The organism is Hamadaea sp. NPDC050747 (assembly GCF_040654195.1).
Classification (GTDB): domain Bacteria; phylum Actinomycetota; class Actinomycetes; order Mycobacteriales; family Micromonosporaceae; genus Hamadaea.
The window spans coordinates 462895-479706 of the sequence record NZ_JBFAHM010000003.1; the positions used below are offsets into that span (position 1 = coordinate 462895).

Here is a 16812-nt window from a genome sequence, read left to right on the forward strand (position 1 = left end):
CCAGGGCGCGCTCGCACGCGACCTCAAGCGCGCCGCACGGCGCTGAAAGCAGCTCGGCTCAGCAGGTCGGCGTCGGATTGCCCGCGCGGATGTCGGACAGCGCCTGCAGCGCCCCGTCCAGCGTCTCCACCTTGACCAGCTTCAGGCCCTTCACCGCGTTCGCCGCGGCCTCCTCGCAGTTCCCGGCCGGGGTCAGGAAGAACGTCGCGCCGTCGTCCTTGGCGCCGACCAGCTTCTGCGCGATGCCGCCGATCACGCCGACATTGCCCTCGTCGTCGATGGTCCCGGTGCCGGCGATCACCTTGCCGCCCGTCAGGTCCTCGGTGTTCAGGGTATCGATCGTGCCCAGCGCGAACATGAGCCCCGCGCTCGGGCCGCCGACGTTCTCCAGGTGGTAGGTGATCTCGAACGGGTGCGGCTGCTTGTTCTCGGCGGAGATGCCGATCCGGGGCGTGCCGTCGTCACCGGCCTTCGTCGCGATCTTCACCGTCTCGGTCGCGTCGCCCCGTTTGCGGACGACGGCCAGCTCGGTGCCGACCGGCTTCCCGCGTACCAGCTCCTGAAGCTTCTGGGTGGAGGTGACCTGCTGGCCGTCCACGGTCTGGATCACGTCGCCCGCGGCGAGCCTGCCGGCCGACGCGCCGTCGGCCGCGACCTCGGAGACCGTGACCTGGACCGGGTAGCCGAGCTCGCGCAGCGCGGCCGTCTCCGCGCTGGACTGCGACTCCTGGAAGGCCTCCTTGTTCTCCTGCTCGACCTGCTCGTTGCTCTGATCGGGCGGGTAGACCAGCTCGCGCGGGACGACCTTCTGCTGCGGGTCGAACCACGCCTTGATCGCCGAGAGCAGGTCGATGTCGTCGGTGACGTTGACCGTCACCATCCGCAGCTGGCCCTGGCTCGTGCTGGTGGTCGCGCCGGTGACCTGGATCACCTGCTTCTTGTCGTAGCTGCCGAGGGTGTTGAAGGTCGGTCCCGGGCCGAGGATCACGTACTTCACCGGCGCCTGGCCGATCAGGAACACCAGCAGCGCGGCCAGCACGGCCCCCGCGACAACGGTCCACCCGCGACGTCTCATGGCGACAACACTAGATCAGGCCCACTTTCTGATTCCGCGCGATGGGGCGCAGCACCGTCGCTGAGGCCAAGCTGGGATCGTCAGGACCCAGCTTGTACGCACAGCGCAGCGCACAGGAGATGTACAGCCAGGATCGGGGGCCTCCCTGAGTCAGTACGACTCAACTTCGCGTACCGTGGAGTACGTGCCTGACACTCCTTTCGGCTTCAGCCTGCCGGGCGGGCAGCCCGACCCGAACGATCCGCGGCAGATGCAGCAGTTCCTCGCCGGACTGCAGCACATGCTCGCGCAGAGCGCCGCCACCGACGGCCCGGTCAACTGGGACCTGGCCCGGCAGGTGGCGACCAGCCAGCTCAATTCGGCGGGCGACCCCGGCGTCTCCCCGGCCGACCGCGCGGCGGTCACCGAGGCGTTGCGCCTGGCCGACCTGTGGCTGGAACCGCTGACGGCGTGGCCGACCGGCCTCACCAACACCGCTGCGTGGAATCGCAACGAATGGCTCTTCCACACCCTCGACGCCTGGCGCAAACTCTGCGACCCCGTCGCGTCCCGCATGGTTGGGGCGATGGGCGACCTCGTCCCCGAGGAGGCGCGAGCGCAGCTGGGCATGATGCAGGGCATGCTGACCGCCCTGGGCAGCGCCGTCTTCGGCGGCCAGCTCGGGCAGGCGCTGGCCTCGCTCGCCGCCGAGGTGCTCTCCGCCGGTGACATCGGCCTCCCGTTGGGGCCGGCCGGCACGGGTGCGCTGGTCCCGGCCAACGTCCAGGCGTACGGGGAGGGGCTGGAGATCGACCCGTCCGAGGTGCGCCTCTACGCCGCCCTCCGGGAAGCCGCTCACCAGCGCCTGTTCAGCCACGTGCCGTGGCTGCGCGGCCACGTCTTCGCCGCCGTCGAGGCGTACGCGGGCGGCATCCGCGTCGACCGGGACGCGATCGAGGAGGCGATGGGCCGCATCGACCCGAGCGACCCGAGCTCGATGCAGGAACTGCAGATGGCCGGGATCTTCACCCCGGAGGACAGCCCGGCTCAGCAGGCCGCGCTGCGGCGGCTGGAGACCGTCCTCGCGTTGATCGAGGGCTGGGTCAGCCACGTCGTGGACACCGCGGCGGAGGGGCGCCTGCCGAACGCGGCCAAACTGGGCGAGGCGTTCCGCCGTCGCCGGGCCGCCGGCGGACCAGCCGAGCAGACTTTCGCCGCCCTGGTCGGGCTGGAGCTGCGGCCGCGCCGGCTGCGGGAGGCCGCCCGGCTCTGGGCCGCCCTCGCCGAGCATCGGGGGATCGCCGGGCGGGACGCCCTCTGGGGGCACCCCGACCTGCTGCCCACCGACGACGACTTCACCGACCCCGAGGCGTACGCCGCCGGTCAGCTGTCCCTGGGTGATCTCGGCGACTTCGAGTCCGACCTGCGCAAGTTGATGGAGGGCGAGACGCCGACCGCCCCCGACGACAAGCCCGACTCCGACGACTCCGACTCGGACGACAAGCCCGACGACGGGAAGTGAGGCGACGCCGTCGGCTGCTCAGCCGGCGGCGTCAGTCTTCGATGTAGGCGTTGCCGGCGACCGCCGCGACGCCTTCGAGGAAGCCGCGGGCGCGTTCGGTCTTCGGGTACCGGGCCACCAGCCGCCAGAAGGCCGCGCCGTGGTTGGGCTCGATCAGGTGGGCCAGTTCGTGGACGAGCACGTAGTCGCTCACCCAGATGGGCATGTCCCGGAGCCGGTCCGACAGCCGGATGGTCCGGTCGTCGGGTGAGCACGAGCCCCACCGGCCGCGTTGATTGGAGACCCACCGCACCCCGACCGGGATCGCGGCGGCGTCGTAGTCGGCGAAGTATCGGGCGACGAGCTGGCGTGCCCGGGCCATCAACGCATCGTCCGAGCGGGCGCCCTTTTTGTCCTTGGCTTCCAGCCTGGCCAGCATTTTGTCGACCCAGGCGGTTTCCTCGGCCCGGGAGAATTGGCTGGGTATGAGAACGACGACCGTCTCACCCTCGCGGTAGGCGGCAACCGTCCGGCGTCGGCGCTCACTGCGCCGCACCTCAACGACGGGCGTCCGCTGGTCCGCCATCGATGGCAGGTTCAGCTCACGCCGGCGGTGACGTTCAGCCGGTTCATGCGTTGGACGGTAGCGGGCGGAGTGCAGGGGTGCGCAAGACCTGTCCCACGCCTTTTTTCTTCGCAAAACTCGGGTACTGGACAAAAGCGCCGAAGATCATCTCGGGCCCGCCCGGCGTGTCCCGGCGTACCTGACATATCCGATGACGTGGGGAAGGCACACTTCCGGGCGAGCCTGTCGCATATGGGCGGGCGAAAGGGCAACAGGAGGACATCGTGGCTGAGATGTACAACGGGTACTGCGTGAAGTGCAAGGAGAAGCGCGACTTCCAGGGCACCGTTACTGTCTCGAAGACCGGAATGAAGATGGCGAAGGGCCCCTGCCCCGTCTGCGGGACCACGGTGAACCGCATTCTGGGCAAGGCCTGACCCGTCCGACCTTTCGGGCCCCGGCTGTCAGCACACCGACAGCTGGGGCCCGCATCCTGTGGATAACCGGCCGATTTCTGTGGATAACCCGATCGAGGTTGTGCATAACCTGTGGATCGGCCGGTGACCGACCCCGCGTACGCAGCAGAATCCGGTGCGTGAGCCATCGCCGTCAGCCCCGGCCGCTGCTGCTGCCCGGCGTACGCCCGCTCTGGCGGGATCGCCGCCGCGTGCAGCTGGGGCTGGATCAACGGCGGGCGGTCGTCCTCGAGCTGGCGCATCCGTCGGCCGGTCGGCTGCTCGACCTGCTCGACGGTTCGCGTACCGAACGAATGCTGCTCGACCAGGCGGCCGCACTGGGCATGAGCGAGGAAGCCACGCGTACCCTCCTGCGCGATCTGATGGACCGCGGCCTGGTGATCGCCGCGGACGCACTGCTCCCGGCCGGTCTGCCGGCCACGGACCGTGAGCGCCTCAGCGCCGAGGCGGGCGCGCTGGCGTTGGAGCAACCGCCCCGGACGCCGGCCGAGGTGTTGCGGCGGCGAGCGCGTTCTCGCGTCGTGATCGGCGGCGGCGGGCGACTGGCCGAGACGGTGGCCGACGGGCTCCGGGAGGCGGGAGTACGCCGTGTCGCGCAGGCGGCCGAGCCGCAGGCGCTGCTTCCGGACCGGGTCGGCGGCCCCCGAGTACGCGCGGGCGGCGCGGCCCTCCGGGTCGAGATCTCCGGCGGGCGGCTGCCGGCCGCCCGGTCCCTGCCGCTGCTGCTGGTGACGGTACGCGAAGCCGCCGTGACCGTCGGGCCGATGGTCGTCGCGGCTCACGGCCCCTGTCTGCGGTGTCTGGGGCTGCACCGGGTCGACCGTGATCCCCGTTGGCAGCACCTGGAGTCGCAGTTGCCCGCTTCCCTGGAGACCGAGCCGCCGTGTTCGGCGGTGACCGTGCTCGCGGCGGCGGCCCGGACGATCGCCGAGGCACTCACCCTGCTCGACGGGGGGCCGTCTGCGCTGATCGGGGCTAGTGTGGAGATCTCCGGAGCCGACGAGATCCGCCGACGGCGATGGGAGCGGCATCCCGCTTGCGCTTGCCCGCCGTGAGGATGTCGGACCGATGACAGACGTTCGGATGAGGGAGAATGGCCCGGTGACCGACATTCCACGCCGAGCCGTAGCCCGCACCGCCAAGCTCGCGTCGCTGCCGCTCGGCTTCGCCGGGCGTACCGTCCTCGGGTTCGGCAAGCGGGTCACCGGGATGGCGGCCGACGTCGTGGCGGCCGGGATCCAGGAGCGCACGGCCGAGCAGCTGTTCAGCGTATTGGGGCAGCTCAAGGGCGGTGCGATGAAGCTCGGCCAGGCGCTGAGCGTGTTCGAGGCCGCATTGCCCGAGGAGCTGGCCGGACCTTATCGCCAGGCGCTGACGAAGTTGCAGGAGGCGGCGCCGCCGCTGCCGGCGGCCAGTGTCCACAAGGTCCTCGCCGACCAGCTCGGCCCGGAATGGCGCAGTCTGTTCAAGGAGTTCGACGATCATCCGGCCGCCGCGGCCAGCATCGGCCAGGTCCACCGGGCCGAGTGGAAGGTGCCCCGCAAGCGCACCGGTCTGCCGGTCGCCGTGAAGATCCAGTACCCGGGGGCGGGCGACGCCCTGGTCGCCGACCTCAACCAGCTGTCTCGGTTCTCCGCTCTCTTCGGCGTGATCCAGCCCGGCCTCGACGTGAAGCCGCTGGTCACCGAGTTGAAGGCGCGGGTCGTCGAGGAACTCGACTACGATCTCGAGGCCGCCTCCCAGCGGATCTTCGCCGAGGCGTACGCCGGCGACGAGCAGTTCCACATCCCCCGAGTGCTGATGAGCGCCCCTCGGGTGCTGATCACCGAGTGGATCGAGGGCACGCCCCTGTCGGCGGTCATCAACTCCGGCACCGTCGGCGACCGCGACCAGGCAGGTCAGCTCTTGGCGACCTTCGCGTTCTCGGCGCCGCAGCGCGCGGGGATGCTGCACGCCGACCCGCATCCGGGGAACTTCCGGCTGATGCCCGACGGACGGCTCGGCGTCATCGACTTCGGTGCGGTGGCCCGGCTCCCCGGCGGGCTGCCCGAGCCGATCGGCCGGCTCACCCGGCTCGCCCTCGAAGGCGACGCCGACGGCGTCCTGAAAGGGCTGCGCGAGGAGGGCTTCGTCAAGCCCGACGTCGACATCGACGCGCCCGCCATCCTCGAGTGGATCGACCCGATGCTCGAACCGCTGCGCGCCGAGGAGTTCCGGTTCACCCGGTCCTGGCTGCGCGGCGAGGCGGCCCGGATCGCCAGCCCGAAGAGCCCGGCTTACGCGATGGGCCGGCAGCTCAACCTGCCGCCGGCGTACCTGATGATCCAGCGCGTCACGATGGGGACCATCGGCGTGTTGTGCCAACTGGAGGCCAAGGCCTCCTATCGCGACGTGATCGCCGAGTACCTGCCGGGCTTCGAGCCCGAGACCGTCTAGCCACACCGCCGCACAGGAAAGCGCCCGGGCCGCGTACTCGCGGACCCGGGCGCTGGTGTGTCGTCGTCGATCTACCGATCAGAAGGAGCCCGACTGGCGGGCCTGCTTACGCAGCGCCTTCATGGCGATGCGCTTCGCGGTGCGGGGTGCCTCGGCCTGAGGCTCGGGCATTCGCGCCCGCGTCAACGCTTCGTTCAGTAGATACATCTCGGCGATTCCACTCGACGGATTCATTTCCTTCTCTCTTTCTCACTCATTTATCGGATGTAGCCGGTAAGACCCGGCTGGGTTGGTGCTTCGCTGCTGTGCTGTTCGGTTCAGGCGGCCAGACGGACCGACTCGCGGCCGGTGACCGTCGCCACCCGGGCGACCGTCTCGGCCCGCAGGTCGGCGTCCCGGGCGAGGTCCTCCTTGCGCGGACGGCCACGAGGACGCTTGCGCGCCACGATCGCACCGCGGTCGAAGATCTCACCACCCCAGACGCCCCAAGGCTCGGCCCGCTCCAACGCGCCCGCCAGGCACTCGGCCCGCAGCGGGCAGTCGCCGCAGAGGGCTCGGGCCAGCTCCAGCTCGGCCGGAGCGTCGGCGAACCACAGGTCGGGGTCGAACTTCCGGCAGGGCAGCTCCGCACCCAGCTCGACGGGGACGTCGAGAGCTGGGGCCAACGCCAGACTCATAGTCCTACTCACCTCTTCTTCCTTCTTGGGGGTTCTTCCCCAGGGGGTGGCCGTAGTGGCAAATAAATGAGGCCGCGGATCCCGGTGTACGGGTTCCGCGGCCTCGAGGTGAGCCGGTGGTCTGTTTTCTAGACCGGCCTACCTCGAGGCGGAACACCGCGGAGTCCATCGACCTTGGTCGACATGAACTCCGGCTTCTCCGCGTAGCCGCCGCGCGGGTCCTGGACCTGGATCTGCTCCGGGTTCAGGACGGTCTGCGGCCGCTGCGCTGCCACCGGAGAGACTCCTCCGATGACGTGACCCGGCTTGCGGGTCTTCAACACATCGCCACCCAGGCTGAGCTGGGCGATAGTGGGCAGACTGGTGCCACCGTTCGACGCGCAGGCAGAAGCGAGCATCGGCAGTCTCTGCGGCGTCGTCGTCCACGTCATCAGAACCACCTGGCTCACCTCCTCACTGCTCTCCGCGTCCGGCTCTCGCCGGCGCGCTCTGGTCTAGCTCCCGGGCAGGATCGCTCCCGCCGCTCGAACTGGTGTGACCGAAGGTTATTCCGCCTGCTTGAGCAGGCGCAAATGATTTTACGGTTCCGTTGCCAAGTTTTTTTCGCCGACAAGATCGTCGACGTCGGCTCCGTTGAGGAGCGCCAATGCGGCGGCACCGTAGAGCTCGATTTTCCGAGGCCCGATGCCGGCGATGCGCAAGAGGTCATCGGTGCTGGTGGGACGCCGTTCGGCGAGGGCGGTGAGGGTCGCGTCGGTGAACACCACGTACGCCGGCACACCCTGCTCGGCGGCGACTCGCGACCGCCACTCCCGGAGTCGTTCGAAAAGTTCCTCGTCGAGATCCGAGGGGCAGGTCTGGCACCGGCCGAGCTTGCGTTCCGAGCCGCCGAGCAGCGTCGCCCCGCAGACCCGGCAGGAGACGGCGATCGCCCGGCGACGGTCGACCTTCGACGGACCCTTCCGCTGCGGGGGGACGTCCGAGCCGCCCAATTGCGGCAGGAACCGGCAAGGTTTGCGAGCTCGGCCGCCGGGCGACCGGGACTGCCCGTAACTGAGCCACAGCCACTGCCGGGCGCGGGTCACGCCGACGTAGAGCAGCCGGCGCTCCTCCTCCACCGCCTGCGGCGTCTTGGCGTACGCCGTGGGCAGGGTGCCCTCGACGAGGCCGACGAGGAAGACGGCGTCCCATTCGAGTCCCTTGGCGGAGTGCAGGCTCGCCAGCGTCACGCCGTCGACGGTCGGGGCGTGCTGGGCGTCAGCGCGCCGGCCCAGCTCCTCGGTGAACTCGGTGAGCGTCGGCGAGCCGATCTCCTGGGCGAGCCGATGCAGGGCGGCCAGCGCCTCCCAGCGCTCCCGGGCGGCTCCGCCGGACGGCGGCTGCGACGGCTCCCAGCCCAGACCGCGGAGCACCGCCGCGACCGCGTCCGGGACGCTGCCCTCCAGCTCACCGCGGGAGGCCGACCGCAACGCGATCATCGCCTGGCGTACCTCGGCGCGGTCGAAGAACCGCTCACCACCGCGTACGACATAGGGCACCGCGGCCTCGGCCAGCGCCTCCTCATAGGCCTCCGACTGGGCGTTGGCCCGGAAGAGCACGGCGATCTCGGCCGCCGGGACGCCTGAGGCGATCAGCTCCGCGCAGCGGGCCGCGACCGCGGCCGCCTCGGTCGGCTCGTCGGTGAACTGCCGCACGTCCGGCACGGGACCGTCCGGGCGCTGGCCGACGAGGTCGAGCCGCAGCTTGGCCTCGACTCCGCCGGCCTGGCGGATGACCGCGTTGGCCAGGCCCACCACCTGCGGAGTGGACCGGTAGTCGCGGACGAGCCGGACCACTGTCGCCTCGCGGAATTGACGCGGGAAGTCGATGAGGTAGCCGGAGGTCGCGCCGGTGAAGGAGTAGATGGTCTGGGCGGCGTCGCCGACGACGGTCAGATCCCGGCGGCCGCCGAGCCACGCGTCGAGCAGGCGCTGCTGCAGCGGGTTGACGTCCTGATACTCGTCCACCACGAAGTGCCGGTACTGCGCCCTGATCTGCTCGGCGACGTCGGAGTGCTCCTCGATCCCCCAGACGATCGCGCGCAGCAGATCTTCGAAGTCCATCGCCCCGGCGGTCCGCTTGACCTGCTCGTACGCCGTGAACACCTGCGCGGTCTCGGCGGCGGGCAACGGCGTCTCGCGCTGGGCCTTGGCCGCAGCGACCTCGTATTCGCTCGGCTCGACCAGACTGGACTTCGCCCACTCGATCTCGGCCGCGAGGTCGCGTGCGGTGGTGCGGTCGGCGCGTACGCCGGCGCGGGCGGCCGCCAGGGTCACCAGCCGGGCCTTGCTGTCGATCAGCTCCGGCATCTCCCGGCCTCGCAACAGGCGGGGGGCGAAGTAGCGCAGTTGCCGGAGCGCGGCGGCGTGGAAGGTGCGGGCCGAGACGCCGGTCGCGCCCAGAGCGGCGAGCCGTTCCCGGAGTTGGGCCGCCGCCCGAGCGGTGAACGTGACCGCGAGCACATGGCGGGCCTGCACCTGATCGTCGACCACGCGGTAGGCGATGCGATGGGTGATGGCCCGGGTCTTGCCGGTGCCGGCCCCGGCGAGGATGCAGACCGGACCGGCCGGCGCGGTCACCGCCGCCAGCTGCTCCGGATCGAGACCCCGCAGTGGATCATGCCGTCCTGAGTCACCTGCCACAGCGTGCAATCATTCCAGGCGGCTCTGACGTTGCCACCGTCAGACACCTCCCCTGTTCGGAAAGCGTGAAAGGCCGAGAGCATGCTGACGATGTACTCCACCACATGGTGCGGTTACTGCCACCGGCTCAAGTCCCAGCTGGACCGGGAGGGCATCGGCTACACCGTGGTCGACATCGAGCAGGACCCCACGGCGGCCGAGTTCGTGATGAGCGTCAACGGCGGCAACCAGACCGTCCCCACAGTGCGGTTCGCCGACGGGACGACGATGACGAATCCGAGCCTCGGTCAAGTCAAGGACCACCTCGGCGTGTAGCGCCGCGGGCTGCTGTCGGGTTCCCGGCCCGCCTCGGTACGCGCGGCGTACTGAGCGGTAACCGCATTCTCGGCCTATGCTCTGTCCTCGGTCACTGTGCGTGCCCGGACCATCGCAGTCCCGCGAAGGCCGCCCGGCGGCGGAGCGGGAAGCCCGCGCCGGCCGAGGTCAGCGCGGCGCACGTGAGGAGGTCCCGCCCCGATGCAGCGAACGCCGAGCCCGGTCATGCGCCGGCGCCGCCTCGGTCTCGAGCTGCGGCGTCTGCGCATCGCGGCCGGGCTCACCGGCGATCAGGTGGTCGAACAGGTCGGCTGGGCGGCCAAGTCGAAGCTGTCCCGGCTGGAGAACGGCAAGAGCCGGCCCGACCTGGCCGACATCCTCGATCTGCTCGACCTCTACCAGGTCCGCGGGGACAGTCGCGACGAGTTGGTGGCCATCGCCCGGGAGGCGGGCAACACCCGCTGGATCCGGGCGTACGCCGTGATGACGGCTCGCCAGCGGGGCTACGCCGAGCTGGAGGGCGGCGCCACCCAGATCCGGGAGTACGCCGCCGCCACCATCCCGGGCCTGCTCCAGACCCCGGAGTACGCCCGAATCCGCATCATGTCCTCGCGCCCCCTCCAGACCCTGCCGAGCCAGCGGGAGGACGACGAACGGCACGATCCGCAGGCCGAGGTGGAGGCGCGGATGGCCCGGCAGAGCATCCTGACGCGGGAGGCCGATCCGCCCGCGTACGAGGCCGTCCTGGACGAGGCGGCGCTGGCCGGCCGCAGCGCCCCGCTCGAAGTCCTTTCTGGACAGATCCACCACCTTCGCGCGGTGGCATCGTTACCGAACGTAACTTTGCGGGTGCTGCCACGCGAGTCTCAAGTGGGCGATTTCTTCCAGCCACAGCACGGTTTCTCGATCTACACCTTCGCCGACCCGGGCGATCTGCCGACCGTCGCGGTGGAGGCGCTTGCGAGTGATCTGACCCTCACCGACAGGACTGCGGCCAGCAGATATGCCAAGGTTTACGAGTGGTTGCGGTCGGCCGCGCTGGACCCGGAGGCGACTGTGGACTGGCTGAGCCGACATGTCAACGCGACGCGCTGACATCCGCTGAACGATCCTGAGGAGATCACCCGAACGGGCGGGCCTGAAGCCCGATCGGGGTGAAGTCCTTGTTAACGCTCCGTGGTTTACCGCACCATAGTCCTCACCACTCGTGGAAGTTCCACCGATGGATCTCCTCGAGCACCCTCCGCCGCCCTGGGCAGATACACGGAGAGACGTCACATGCGGTACCTCATAATCCGGACCGAAGTCAGGCCGGTCGACCTTAACGACATCGACGCGCTCTGGTCGGAGGACGCACCGCTGCGGGACGAGACCGAGTCACCCGAGCCCCGACGGCAGACCGCCGAGGCCGATTCCCTCGAGGCAGCCCTGCGCCTGGCCCGCGCGCTCGCCTCCGTAGGAGCCGTACGGGCCGGCCGTCAACGGGTCAAAGTTCTCAAACTTGGCCAGCCCCGCCTCATCTGACAACAGACGCTCCCTTCGATGTGACGCCCCTCCCGCGTACCGGAGGGGCTTTTTAAACACCTCTTTTGAAAGAACCCTTTAATCGCGTACGCTGAGGGCATGGCCGAGTTCCGGATGCGCGAACACACCGATCCACAGGCGCTACGAGCGCTGGCTCATCCCCTGCGCATGAAACTGCTGCAGGAGCTGGCGCTACGCGGCCCGGCGACCGCCACCGAGCTGGCCGAGCGGGTCGGCGACACCGCGCCGAACTGCTCCTGGCACCTGCGTCAGCTCGCCAAGTACGGCTACGTCGAAGACGCCCCGGGCGGCCAAGGCCGCCAACGACCGTGGCGCTTCGTGCCCGCCGGCAACCGCTGGGGCGCTCCCGATGAGGCGCCGGAGATCACCGCGGCCGGCGACGCGGTCTCCGAGGTCATGCTCCAGTACGAGCTGTCCGAGCTGCACTCGTGGCAGGAAAGGCGGAGCAAGCACGACGCCGAGTGGCGGGAAGCCGCCTTTCTCAACCAGAGCATCACCTGGCTGACCCCGGAGGAACTCGACGAGATCGGGTCGAAGATCTCCGACCTCCTGCTGCGCCACCTCGATCGGCTCGCCGATCCCGCACTGCGCCCCGACAACGCCCGACCGGTCCGGATGCTCGCCTGGGGCATCCCCGCCGAGCACTGAGAGGAGCGACGCCCGCATGCGCACGGTGCTGCGCCGACCCGCCTTCCGGCTGCTGTTCGCCGGTCTCTTCTTCAGCATGACCGCCGAGTCCGTGCTGCTCCTCGCCCTGGGCATCTGGGTCAAGGACATGACCGGCTCGGACAGCCTGGCCGGAGCCACCTTCTTCGCCCTGGTCGCCCCGATCGTGCTCGCGCCGTTCGTCGGCTTCTTCGCCGACCGCTTCAAGCGCCGGCCCTTCCTCATCGCGACGAACCTCTTCTCCGCGGTGATCCTGGCCCCGCTGTACCTCGTCCACGATCGAGGCGAACTCTGGATCATCTACTCGGTCGCGGCCGCGTACGGGCTCTCCTTCATCGCGGTCGGCGCGGCGCTCAACGGGCTCATCAAGGAAGTCATCCCCGTCGAGCAGCTCGGCGAGGCGAACGGCGCGCTCCAGACCGTCAAACAAGGCCTCCGGCTGTTCGCTCCGCTGCTCGGCGCCGGGCTCTACACCGCCTTCGGCGGCTGGGCGCTGGCCACCCTCGGCATCCTCGGGTTCCTCATCGCGGCGGGCGTCATCACCGCGCTGCGCGTTCAGGAGGATCAGCCGGTACGCACAGAGCAGCGCTGGATGTCCGAAGTCACCGCCGGGGTGCGCCAGCTGTTCGGACAGCCGGGCCTACGGCTGGCGGTGCTCGGCACGACCCTGGCCATTCTGGTCTTCGGCCTCGGCGAGTCGGTCTTCTTCGCCTTCAACGACCAGGGTCTGCACAAGCCGGCGGCGTTCCTGGGCGTACTGATCAGCGTCCAAGGCGTCGGCGGGCTGCTCGGCGGGCTGACCGCCGCCGCGGTGATGCGCCGCTTCGGCGAGGTCGGCACCGTCGCCGCCGGGCTCATGTTGTTCGTCCCGATGTACTTCATCGGCGCGGTCTACCAGAACGTCTGGGCCGCCTTCCCGGCGATGGTGCTCTGCGGCTTCGGCCTGCCCTACCTCATCGTGGGCTTGCAGACGCTGTTGCAGCGCACGACGCCCGCCGAGCTGATGGGGCGGACGTCGGCAGCGATGGACGCCCTGATCAGCGGCCCGCAGGCGCTCTCGATCGGGGCCGGGGCGATCCTCGTCGGGATCGTCGACTACCGCATCCTGCTCGGCGTCATGGCGCTGGTCGTCTCGATCGCCGGCATCTGGGTCTGGGCGGGGCGGCGGCTCACCCCACCGGCCGCCGCCACCCCCTCCCCCGCGGTCGACGAGCCCTCCCTCATAGCGCTGGATCAGGGATCCGGGTCGAATCTTGCCCCATGATTCGACCGAGATCCCTGATCCAGCGCGAGAATCGAGCTGGAGCTAGGCGAGATCGAGCCAGCGCTGGATGAGGAAGGTCGAGATCGCCGCCTTCATCGGCAACGCGATCTCGGCCCGCTCCGGGTCGGCCATGGCGGCCTCGATCTCGGTCCGGGTGAACCACCGGGCGTGCACGATCTCGCTGGGATCGGTCGTGATCGTCGCCGCCGGATCGGCCTGGGCGAGGTAGCCCAGCATGAGCGAACGCGGGAAGGGCCACGGCTGGCTGCAGATGTAGGTGATGTCGAAGATGTCGACGCCGACCTCTTCGCGTACCTCCCGGGCGATGGCCGCCTCGCCGGACTCGCCCGGCTCCACGAACCCGGCCAGCGTCGAGTACCGCTTCCGGGCCGCCTTCGCCCACATCGCGTTGCTGCCGAGCAGCGCCCGGCCCTCGGGACCGGAATGTCCATCGTGGACGAGCACGATCGACGCGACGTCCGTACGCGGGAAGTGCTGGGTTCCGTCCGACTCCCGCCGGACCCACCCCCCGTCGCTGATCTCGGTCTTCTCGCCGGTCGTCGGGGAGTAGAGGTGGTCGCGATGCCACTTGATCAACGCGACCGCCTCGGTGAACAGGCCGGAGTCGAAATCCGACAACGTGTCGCCGATCTGCCACAGGTGCTGCGGCTCGCCGAGCAGCTCCGGCGCCTCGCCGGTGACCGCCTCTGGGACGAGGTCCCCGTCGACGGCGAAGTAGGGCTGCTCCCCGGCCAGGCCGAGGAACAGCCGCTCACCCTGGGGCGCCTGGGCGGACGGCAGGAAGACCAGCCGCCCGTCGCGGACCAACGCCTTGTCATCGGGCCCGACGACCAGCACCCACGCGCGTTCCCACGCATCGGCCAGCGCCTCGGGGTCCCGCCGGAGGTGTGCCGCCCGGTCGATCGCCGACCGGGACAGCGGAGGAAGGTCTGGCATCGAACTCATTCCGGCGCGGCGGCCTGAACCGTCACCGGCGCGATCGCCGACACCGACTCCTGGACGACCTTCGCGTCACCCAGCACGACCACGACGCCCTTGGCCGGGCCGAGATACTTCTCGGCCGCGGACGCGACGTCGGCGACGGACGCCTCGGCCAGGCGGGCGGAGTGCTCGGCGAGGAAGTCCAGCCGCAATCCGTAACCGGCGTAGGTGCTGGCCAGGCCGGCCAGACCGCTCTGCGTCGACATGCCCAGCTGCAGCGTGCCGAGCGCGTACTGCCGGGCCTGCTCCAGCTCGGCCGCCTCGACCGGGGTGGTCGCGATCCGGCCCAGCTCGTAGAGCGTCTCCACCAGCGCCGGCGCGGTCACCTCGGTGGCCACCTCGGCGCTGACCAGCAGAGCCGATCCGGCGATCGAGTGGTCGATCAGCGAGTGCGGGCCGTAGGTGTAGCCCTTGTCCTCCCGGATGTTCTCCACCCAGCGGCTCGAGAAGTATCCACCGAAGACCAGGTTGGCCAGCTGCAGCGCGGCGTGGTCGGGGTGTTTGCGAGGAACCGCCGGCAGCGCGATACGCAGCGACGACTGGACCGAGTCAGGCCGATCGGCGAGCAGCAGCGGACCCGGCACCAGGGCGGGCGTGGGCGGCAGCTCGACCGGGTCTCCGTTGCCGGTCCAGTCGCCGAGACGGCGCTCGGCCACCTCGATGACCTTCTCCGGGTCCAGATCGCCGACGAGGATGAGGTGGGCGCCGAACGGGTGCAGCCGAGCACCGTGCAGGCCGAGCAACTGGTCACGGTCGACCGCCTGGGCCTGCGCGACCGAGGGCGTCTGGACGGCGTACGGGTGGTCGCCGTACATGCGCTTCAGGAGCGCGACCCGGGCCAGGTGCGACGGCTGGGACTGGGCGATCTGGATCCGGTCGACCAGCCGGGCCCGCTCGGTCTCCACTTCGGAGTCCGGATAGGTCGCCCCGGTCAGGACCTGGGCGAGGATCTCCATCAGCCGGTCCAGCCCGGAGGCGAGCGAGTTGCCCGAGATCATCGCCCGGTCGGGGTCGACGCCCGCGCCGAGCGCGCCGCCGACCGCCTGCAGTTCGGCCGCGATCTGCACGGTCGTCAGCTCCGCCGTGCCGGAGAAGAGCGTGTTGGCCAGCAGCGCGGACCTCGCCAGGTCGGCCCCGGCGAACGGGACGCGCAGCCGGACCTCCACGAGCGGGACGGCCGCACGCCGGATCGCGATCACGGTCAGCCCGTTGGCCAGCGTCTTCTCCGCCTGCGGCGGGAGCGTCAGCGGCCGGTTGGGGCCGAGGTCGGGAAGCGTGTGGGTCACTGCTCGTCTCCTTGGGCTGCACCGTTGGCGCCATTGCCGGCACCGGGGATGACCTCGACGGACGCGCGCCGGTTCGGGCGCAGCGCCGCCGCGGCGGTGACGATCTGCTCGTCGGTCACCGCGGCGATCAGCTGCGGCAGCTCGTTGAGCAGGTTCGCGTCGCCCCGCTGCTGCTCCAGGACCGCCATCCGCAGGGCGCGGTTGAGCGCGGCGTCGTTGTCCCGCAGCAGGTGCGTCGCCATCCGAGCCTGCGTCCGGGCCAGCTCCCCGGCGACCAGGCCGTCGGTGGCGAGCCGGTCCAGCTCCTCGTCGACGGTCGCGAGGACGCGGTCGATGTTCCCGCCCGGAGGCAGGTGCGACTGGAGCAGCAGCGCGGTGGGATCGCGCACCTCGAAGGGCTCGCCCATGAAGCCGATGTAGCCGCCGACGCTGGTGACGGTCCGGTCCTTGAGGACGAGCCGCTCGACCAGGCGGGAGGCGTCGCCGTCGGTCAGCACCTCGGCGAGCACCACATGGGTCAGGTAGCCCTGCAGGTCGGTGGCCGGGTCTGGCACCCGCCAAGCCGAGGCGACCGCCGGCAACGGGGCCAGCCGGTCGGTGTAGGACTCCCGCCGCTCACTGGTGAGATCGGGCTCGCTGAAGTCGGGGCGTACCGGGGCGGGGCGGGCCTCGACGTCGCCGAAGTGCTTCTCGATGAGCTTGCGCGTCTCGTCCACGTCGAGGTCGCCGGCGACGGAGAGCACCGCGTTGCCACAGGCGTAGAAGCGCTGGAAGAAGTCGGCCGCGTCCTCGACGGTCGCCGACTCCAGGTCGACGAAGGACCCGTAGCCGTCGTGCGCGTTCGGGAACGTGTCGAACATGACCGGCGGCAGCTTCAGCCAGGGGAAACCGCCGTAGGGCCGGTTCAGCACGTTGACCCGGATCTCCTCCTTGACCACGTCGACCTGATTCCGCAGGTTCTCCTCGGTCAGGCGCGGCCCGCGCATGCGGTCGGCCTCCAGGAAGAGGGCCCGCTCGAGCGCGTTGCTCGGCAACGTCTCGAAGTAGTCGGTGTAGTCCAGGTGGGTGGAGCCGTTGAAGGTGCCGCCCGCTCCCTGCACGTGCCGGAAGTGGGCGAGCTTCTCCAAATTGGCGCTGCCCTGGAACATGAGGTGCTCGAAGAGGTGCGCGAAGCCCGTCCGGCCCTCCGGTTCGGAGCGGATGCCGACGTCGTAGACGACGGCCACGCCGATCACCGGGGCGCTGGCGTCCGGGGCGAGCACCACCCGCAGGCCGTTGGGAAGAGTGAACTGTTCGACGGGATAGCGGGTGCGCGGGATCTCGATCGCCAAAGCCACCCCCCGA

At 70.2% G+C, this 16812-nt stretch carries 18 protein-coding genes; 9 read left to right on the forward strand and 9 right to left on the reverse strand.

Going from position 1 to position 16812, the window contains the following annotated elements:
* Positions 1-58: 58 nt before the first annotated feature.
* On the reverse strand, positions 59-1075 hold the full coding sequence (locus tag AB0H43_RS08500; RefSeq protein WP_359998352.1) for a PDZ domain-containing protein: 1017 nt from the start codon (positions 1073-1075) through the stop codon (positions 59-61).
* A 184-nt stretch (positions 1076-1259) separates the two neighbouring features.
* Here AB0H43_RS08500 and AB0H43_RS08505 point away from each other — a divergent pair, with 184 nt between their 5' ends.
* Entirely contained in the window at positions 1260-2576 is a 1317-nt protein-coding gene (locus AB0H43_RS08505) for a zinc-dependent metalloprotease (protein WP_359998354.1), read from the forward strand.
* 31 nt (positions 2577-2607) lie between these two features.
* On the opposite strand, the gene AB0H43_RS08510 is transcribed toward AB0H43_RS08505, so the two are convergent.
* A complete protein-coding gene (locus AB0H43_RS08510) occupies positions 2608-3141 on the reverse strand; it encodes a M48 family metallopeptidase (protein ID WP_359998356.1) in 534 nt (177 codons plus the stop codon).
* Between the two features lie 272 nt (positions 3142-3413).
* Between AB0H43_RS08510 and AB0H43_RS08515 the strand changes: the two genes are divergently transcribed.
* The 3 genes from AB0H43_RS08515 to AB0H43_RS08525 all read left to right on the forward strand — a co-directional run bounded on the left by AB0H43_RS08515 (position 3414) and on the right by AB0H43_RS08525 (position 6032).
* A complete protein-coding gene (locus tag AB0H43_RS08515) occupies positions 3414-3557 on the forward strand; it encodes a DUF5679 domain-containing protein (protein WP_359998636.1) in 144 nt (47 codons plus the stop codon).
* A gap of 158 nt (positions 3558-3715) precedes the next feature.
* Positions 3716-4651: a hypothetical protein gene (locus AB0H43_RS08520; protein ID WP_359998358.1), complete on the forward strand. Its 936-nt coding sequence runs from the start codon at positions 3716-3718 to the stop codon at positions 4649-4651.
* 46 nt (positions 4652-4697) lie between these two features.
* Positions 4698-6032, forward strand: coding sequence for an AarF/ABC1/UbiB kinase family protein (locus AB0H43_RS08525; RefSeq protein ID WP_359998360.1), 1335 nt, complete (start codon positions 4698-4700; stop codon positions 6030-6032).
* Positions 6033-6110: 78 nt separating this feature from the next.
* Here the strand turns inward: AB0H43_RS08525 and AB0H43_RS08530 are convergent, their stop codons facing one another.
* From AB0H43_RS08530 to AB0H43_RS08545, 4 genes are all read right to left on the reverse strand, one after another.
* Positions 6111-6266, reverse strand: coding sequence for a hypothetical protein (locus AB0H43_RS08530; RefSeq protein ID WP_359998362.1), 156 nt, complete (start codon positions 6264-6266; stop codon positions 6111-6113).
* 83 nt (positions 6267-6349) lie between these two features.
* Positions 6350-6709 (reverse strand): WhiB family transcriptional regulator, encoded by a 360-nt coding sequence (locus AB0H43_RS08535; protein WP_253763687.1) that lies wholly within the window; start codon positions 6707-6709, stop codon positions 6350-6352.
* Between the two features lie 128 nt (positions 6710-6837).
* Positions 6838-7158, reverse strand: a complete 321-nt coding sequence (locus AB0H43_RS08540; protein ID WP_359998364.1) for a hypothetical protein — start codon at positions 7156-7158, stop codon at positions 6838-6840.
* A 129-nt stretch (positions 7159-7287) separates the two neighbouring features.
* Positions 7288-9390 carry an ATP-dependent DNA helicase UvrD2 gene (locus AB0H43_RS08545; RefSeq protein ID WP_359998366.1) on the reverse strand — a complete coding sequence of 701 codons (2103 nt, stop codon included), beginning with the start codon at positions 9388-9390 and terminating at the stop codon, positions 7288-7290.
* An 81-nt stretch (positions 9391-9471) separates the two neighbouring features.
* Between AB0H43_RS08545 and AB0H43_RS08550 the strand changes: the two genes are divergently transcribed.
* From AB0H43_RS08550 to AB0H43_RS08570, 5 genes are all read left to right on the forward strand, one after another.
* Positions 9472-9705, forward strand: a complete 234-nt coding sequence (locus tag AB0H43_RS08550; protein WP_359998367.1) for a mycoredoxin — start codon at positions 9472-9474, stop codon at positions 9703-9705.
* 201 nt (positions 9706-9906) lie between these two features.
* On the forward strand, positions 9907-10800 hold the full coding sequence (locus tag AB0H43_RS08555; RefSeq protein ID WP_359998369.1) for a DUF5753 domain-containing protein: 894 nt from the start codon (positions 9907-9909) through the stop codon (positions 10798-10800).
* A gap of 183 nt (positions 10801-10983) precedes the next feature.
* The gene (locus AB0H43_RS08560) at positions 10984-11229 is read left to right on the forward strand and encodes a hypothetical protein (protein WP_359998371.1); all 246 of its coding nucleotides are present in this window, start codon (positions 10984-10986) and stop codon (positions 11227-11229) included.
* A 99-nt stretch (positions 11230-11328) separates the two neighbouring features.
* Complete coding sequence (locus AB0H43_RS08565) at positions 11329-11898, forward strand: helix-turn-helix domain-containing protein (RefSeq protein ID WP_359998373.1); 570 nt, start codon at positions 11329-11331, stop codon at positions 11896-11898.
* Positions 11899-11914: 16 nt separating this feature from the next.
* Positions 11915-13180 (forward strand): MFS transporter, encoded by a 1266-nt coding sequence (locus AB0H43_RS08570; protein ID WP_359998375.1) that lies wholly within the window; start codon positions 11915-11917, stop codon positions 13178-13180.
* 42 nt (positions 13181-13222) lie between these two features.
* Here AB0H43_RS08570 and nudC read toward each other — a convergent pair whose 3' ends face one another.
* Genes nudC through AB0H43_RS08585 form a run of 3 tightly spaced genes read right to left on the reverse strand, consistent with a single transcriptional unit; the run spans position 13223 to position 16805 of the window.
* The gene (gene nudC / locus AB0H43_RS08575) at positions 13223-14137 is read right to left on the reverse strand and encodes an NAD(+) diphosphatase (RefSeq protein WP_359998377.1); all 915 of its coding nucleotides are present in this window, start codon (positions 14135-14137) and stop codon (positions 13223-13225) included.
* Positions 14138-14142: 5 nt separating this feature from the next.
* A complete protein-coding gene (locus tag AB0H43_RS08580; RefSeq protein WP_359998378.1) occupies positions 14143-15468 on the reverse strand; it encodes a pitrilysin family protein in 1326 nt (441 codons plus the stop codon).
* Positions 15465-16805, reverse strand: coding sequence for a pitrilysin family protein (locus AB0H43_RS08585; protein WP_359998380.1), 1341 nt, complete (start codon positions 16803-16805; stop codon positions 15465-15467). The genes AB0H43_RS08580 and AB0H43_RS08585 overlap by 4 nt, the downstream gene beginning before the upstream one ends.
* Between the last annotated feature and the right edge of the window lie 7 nt (positions 16806-16812).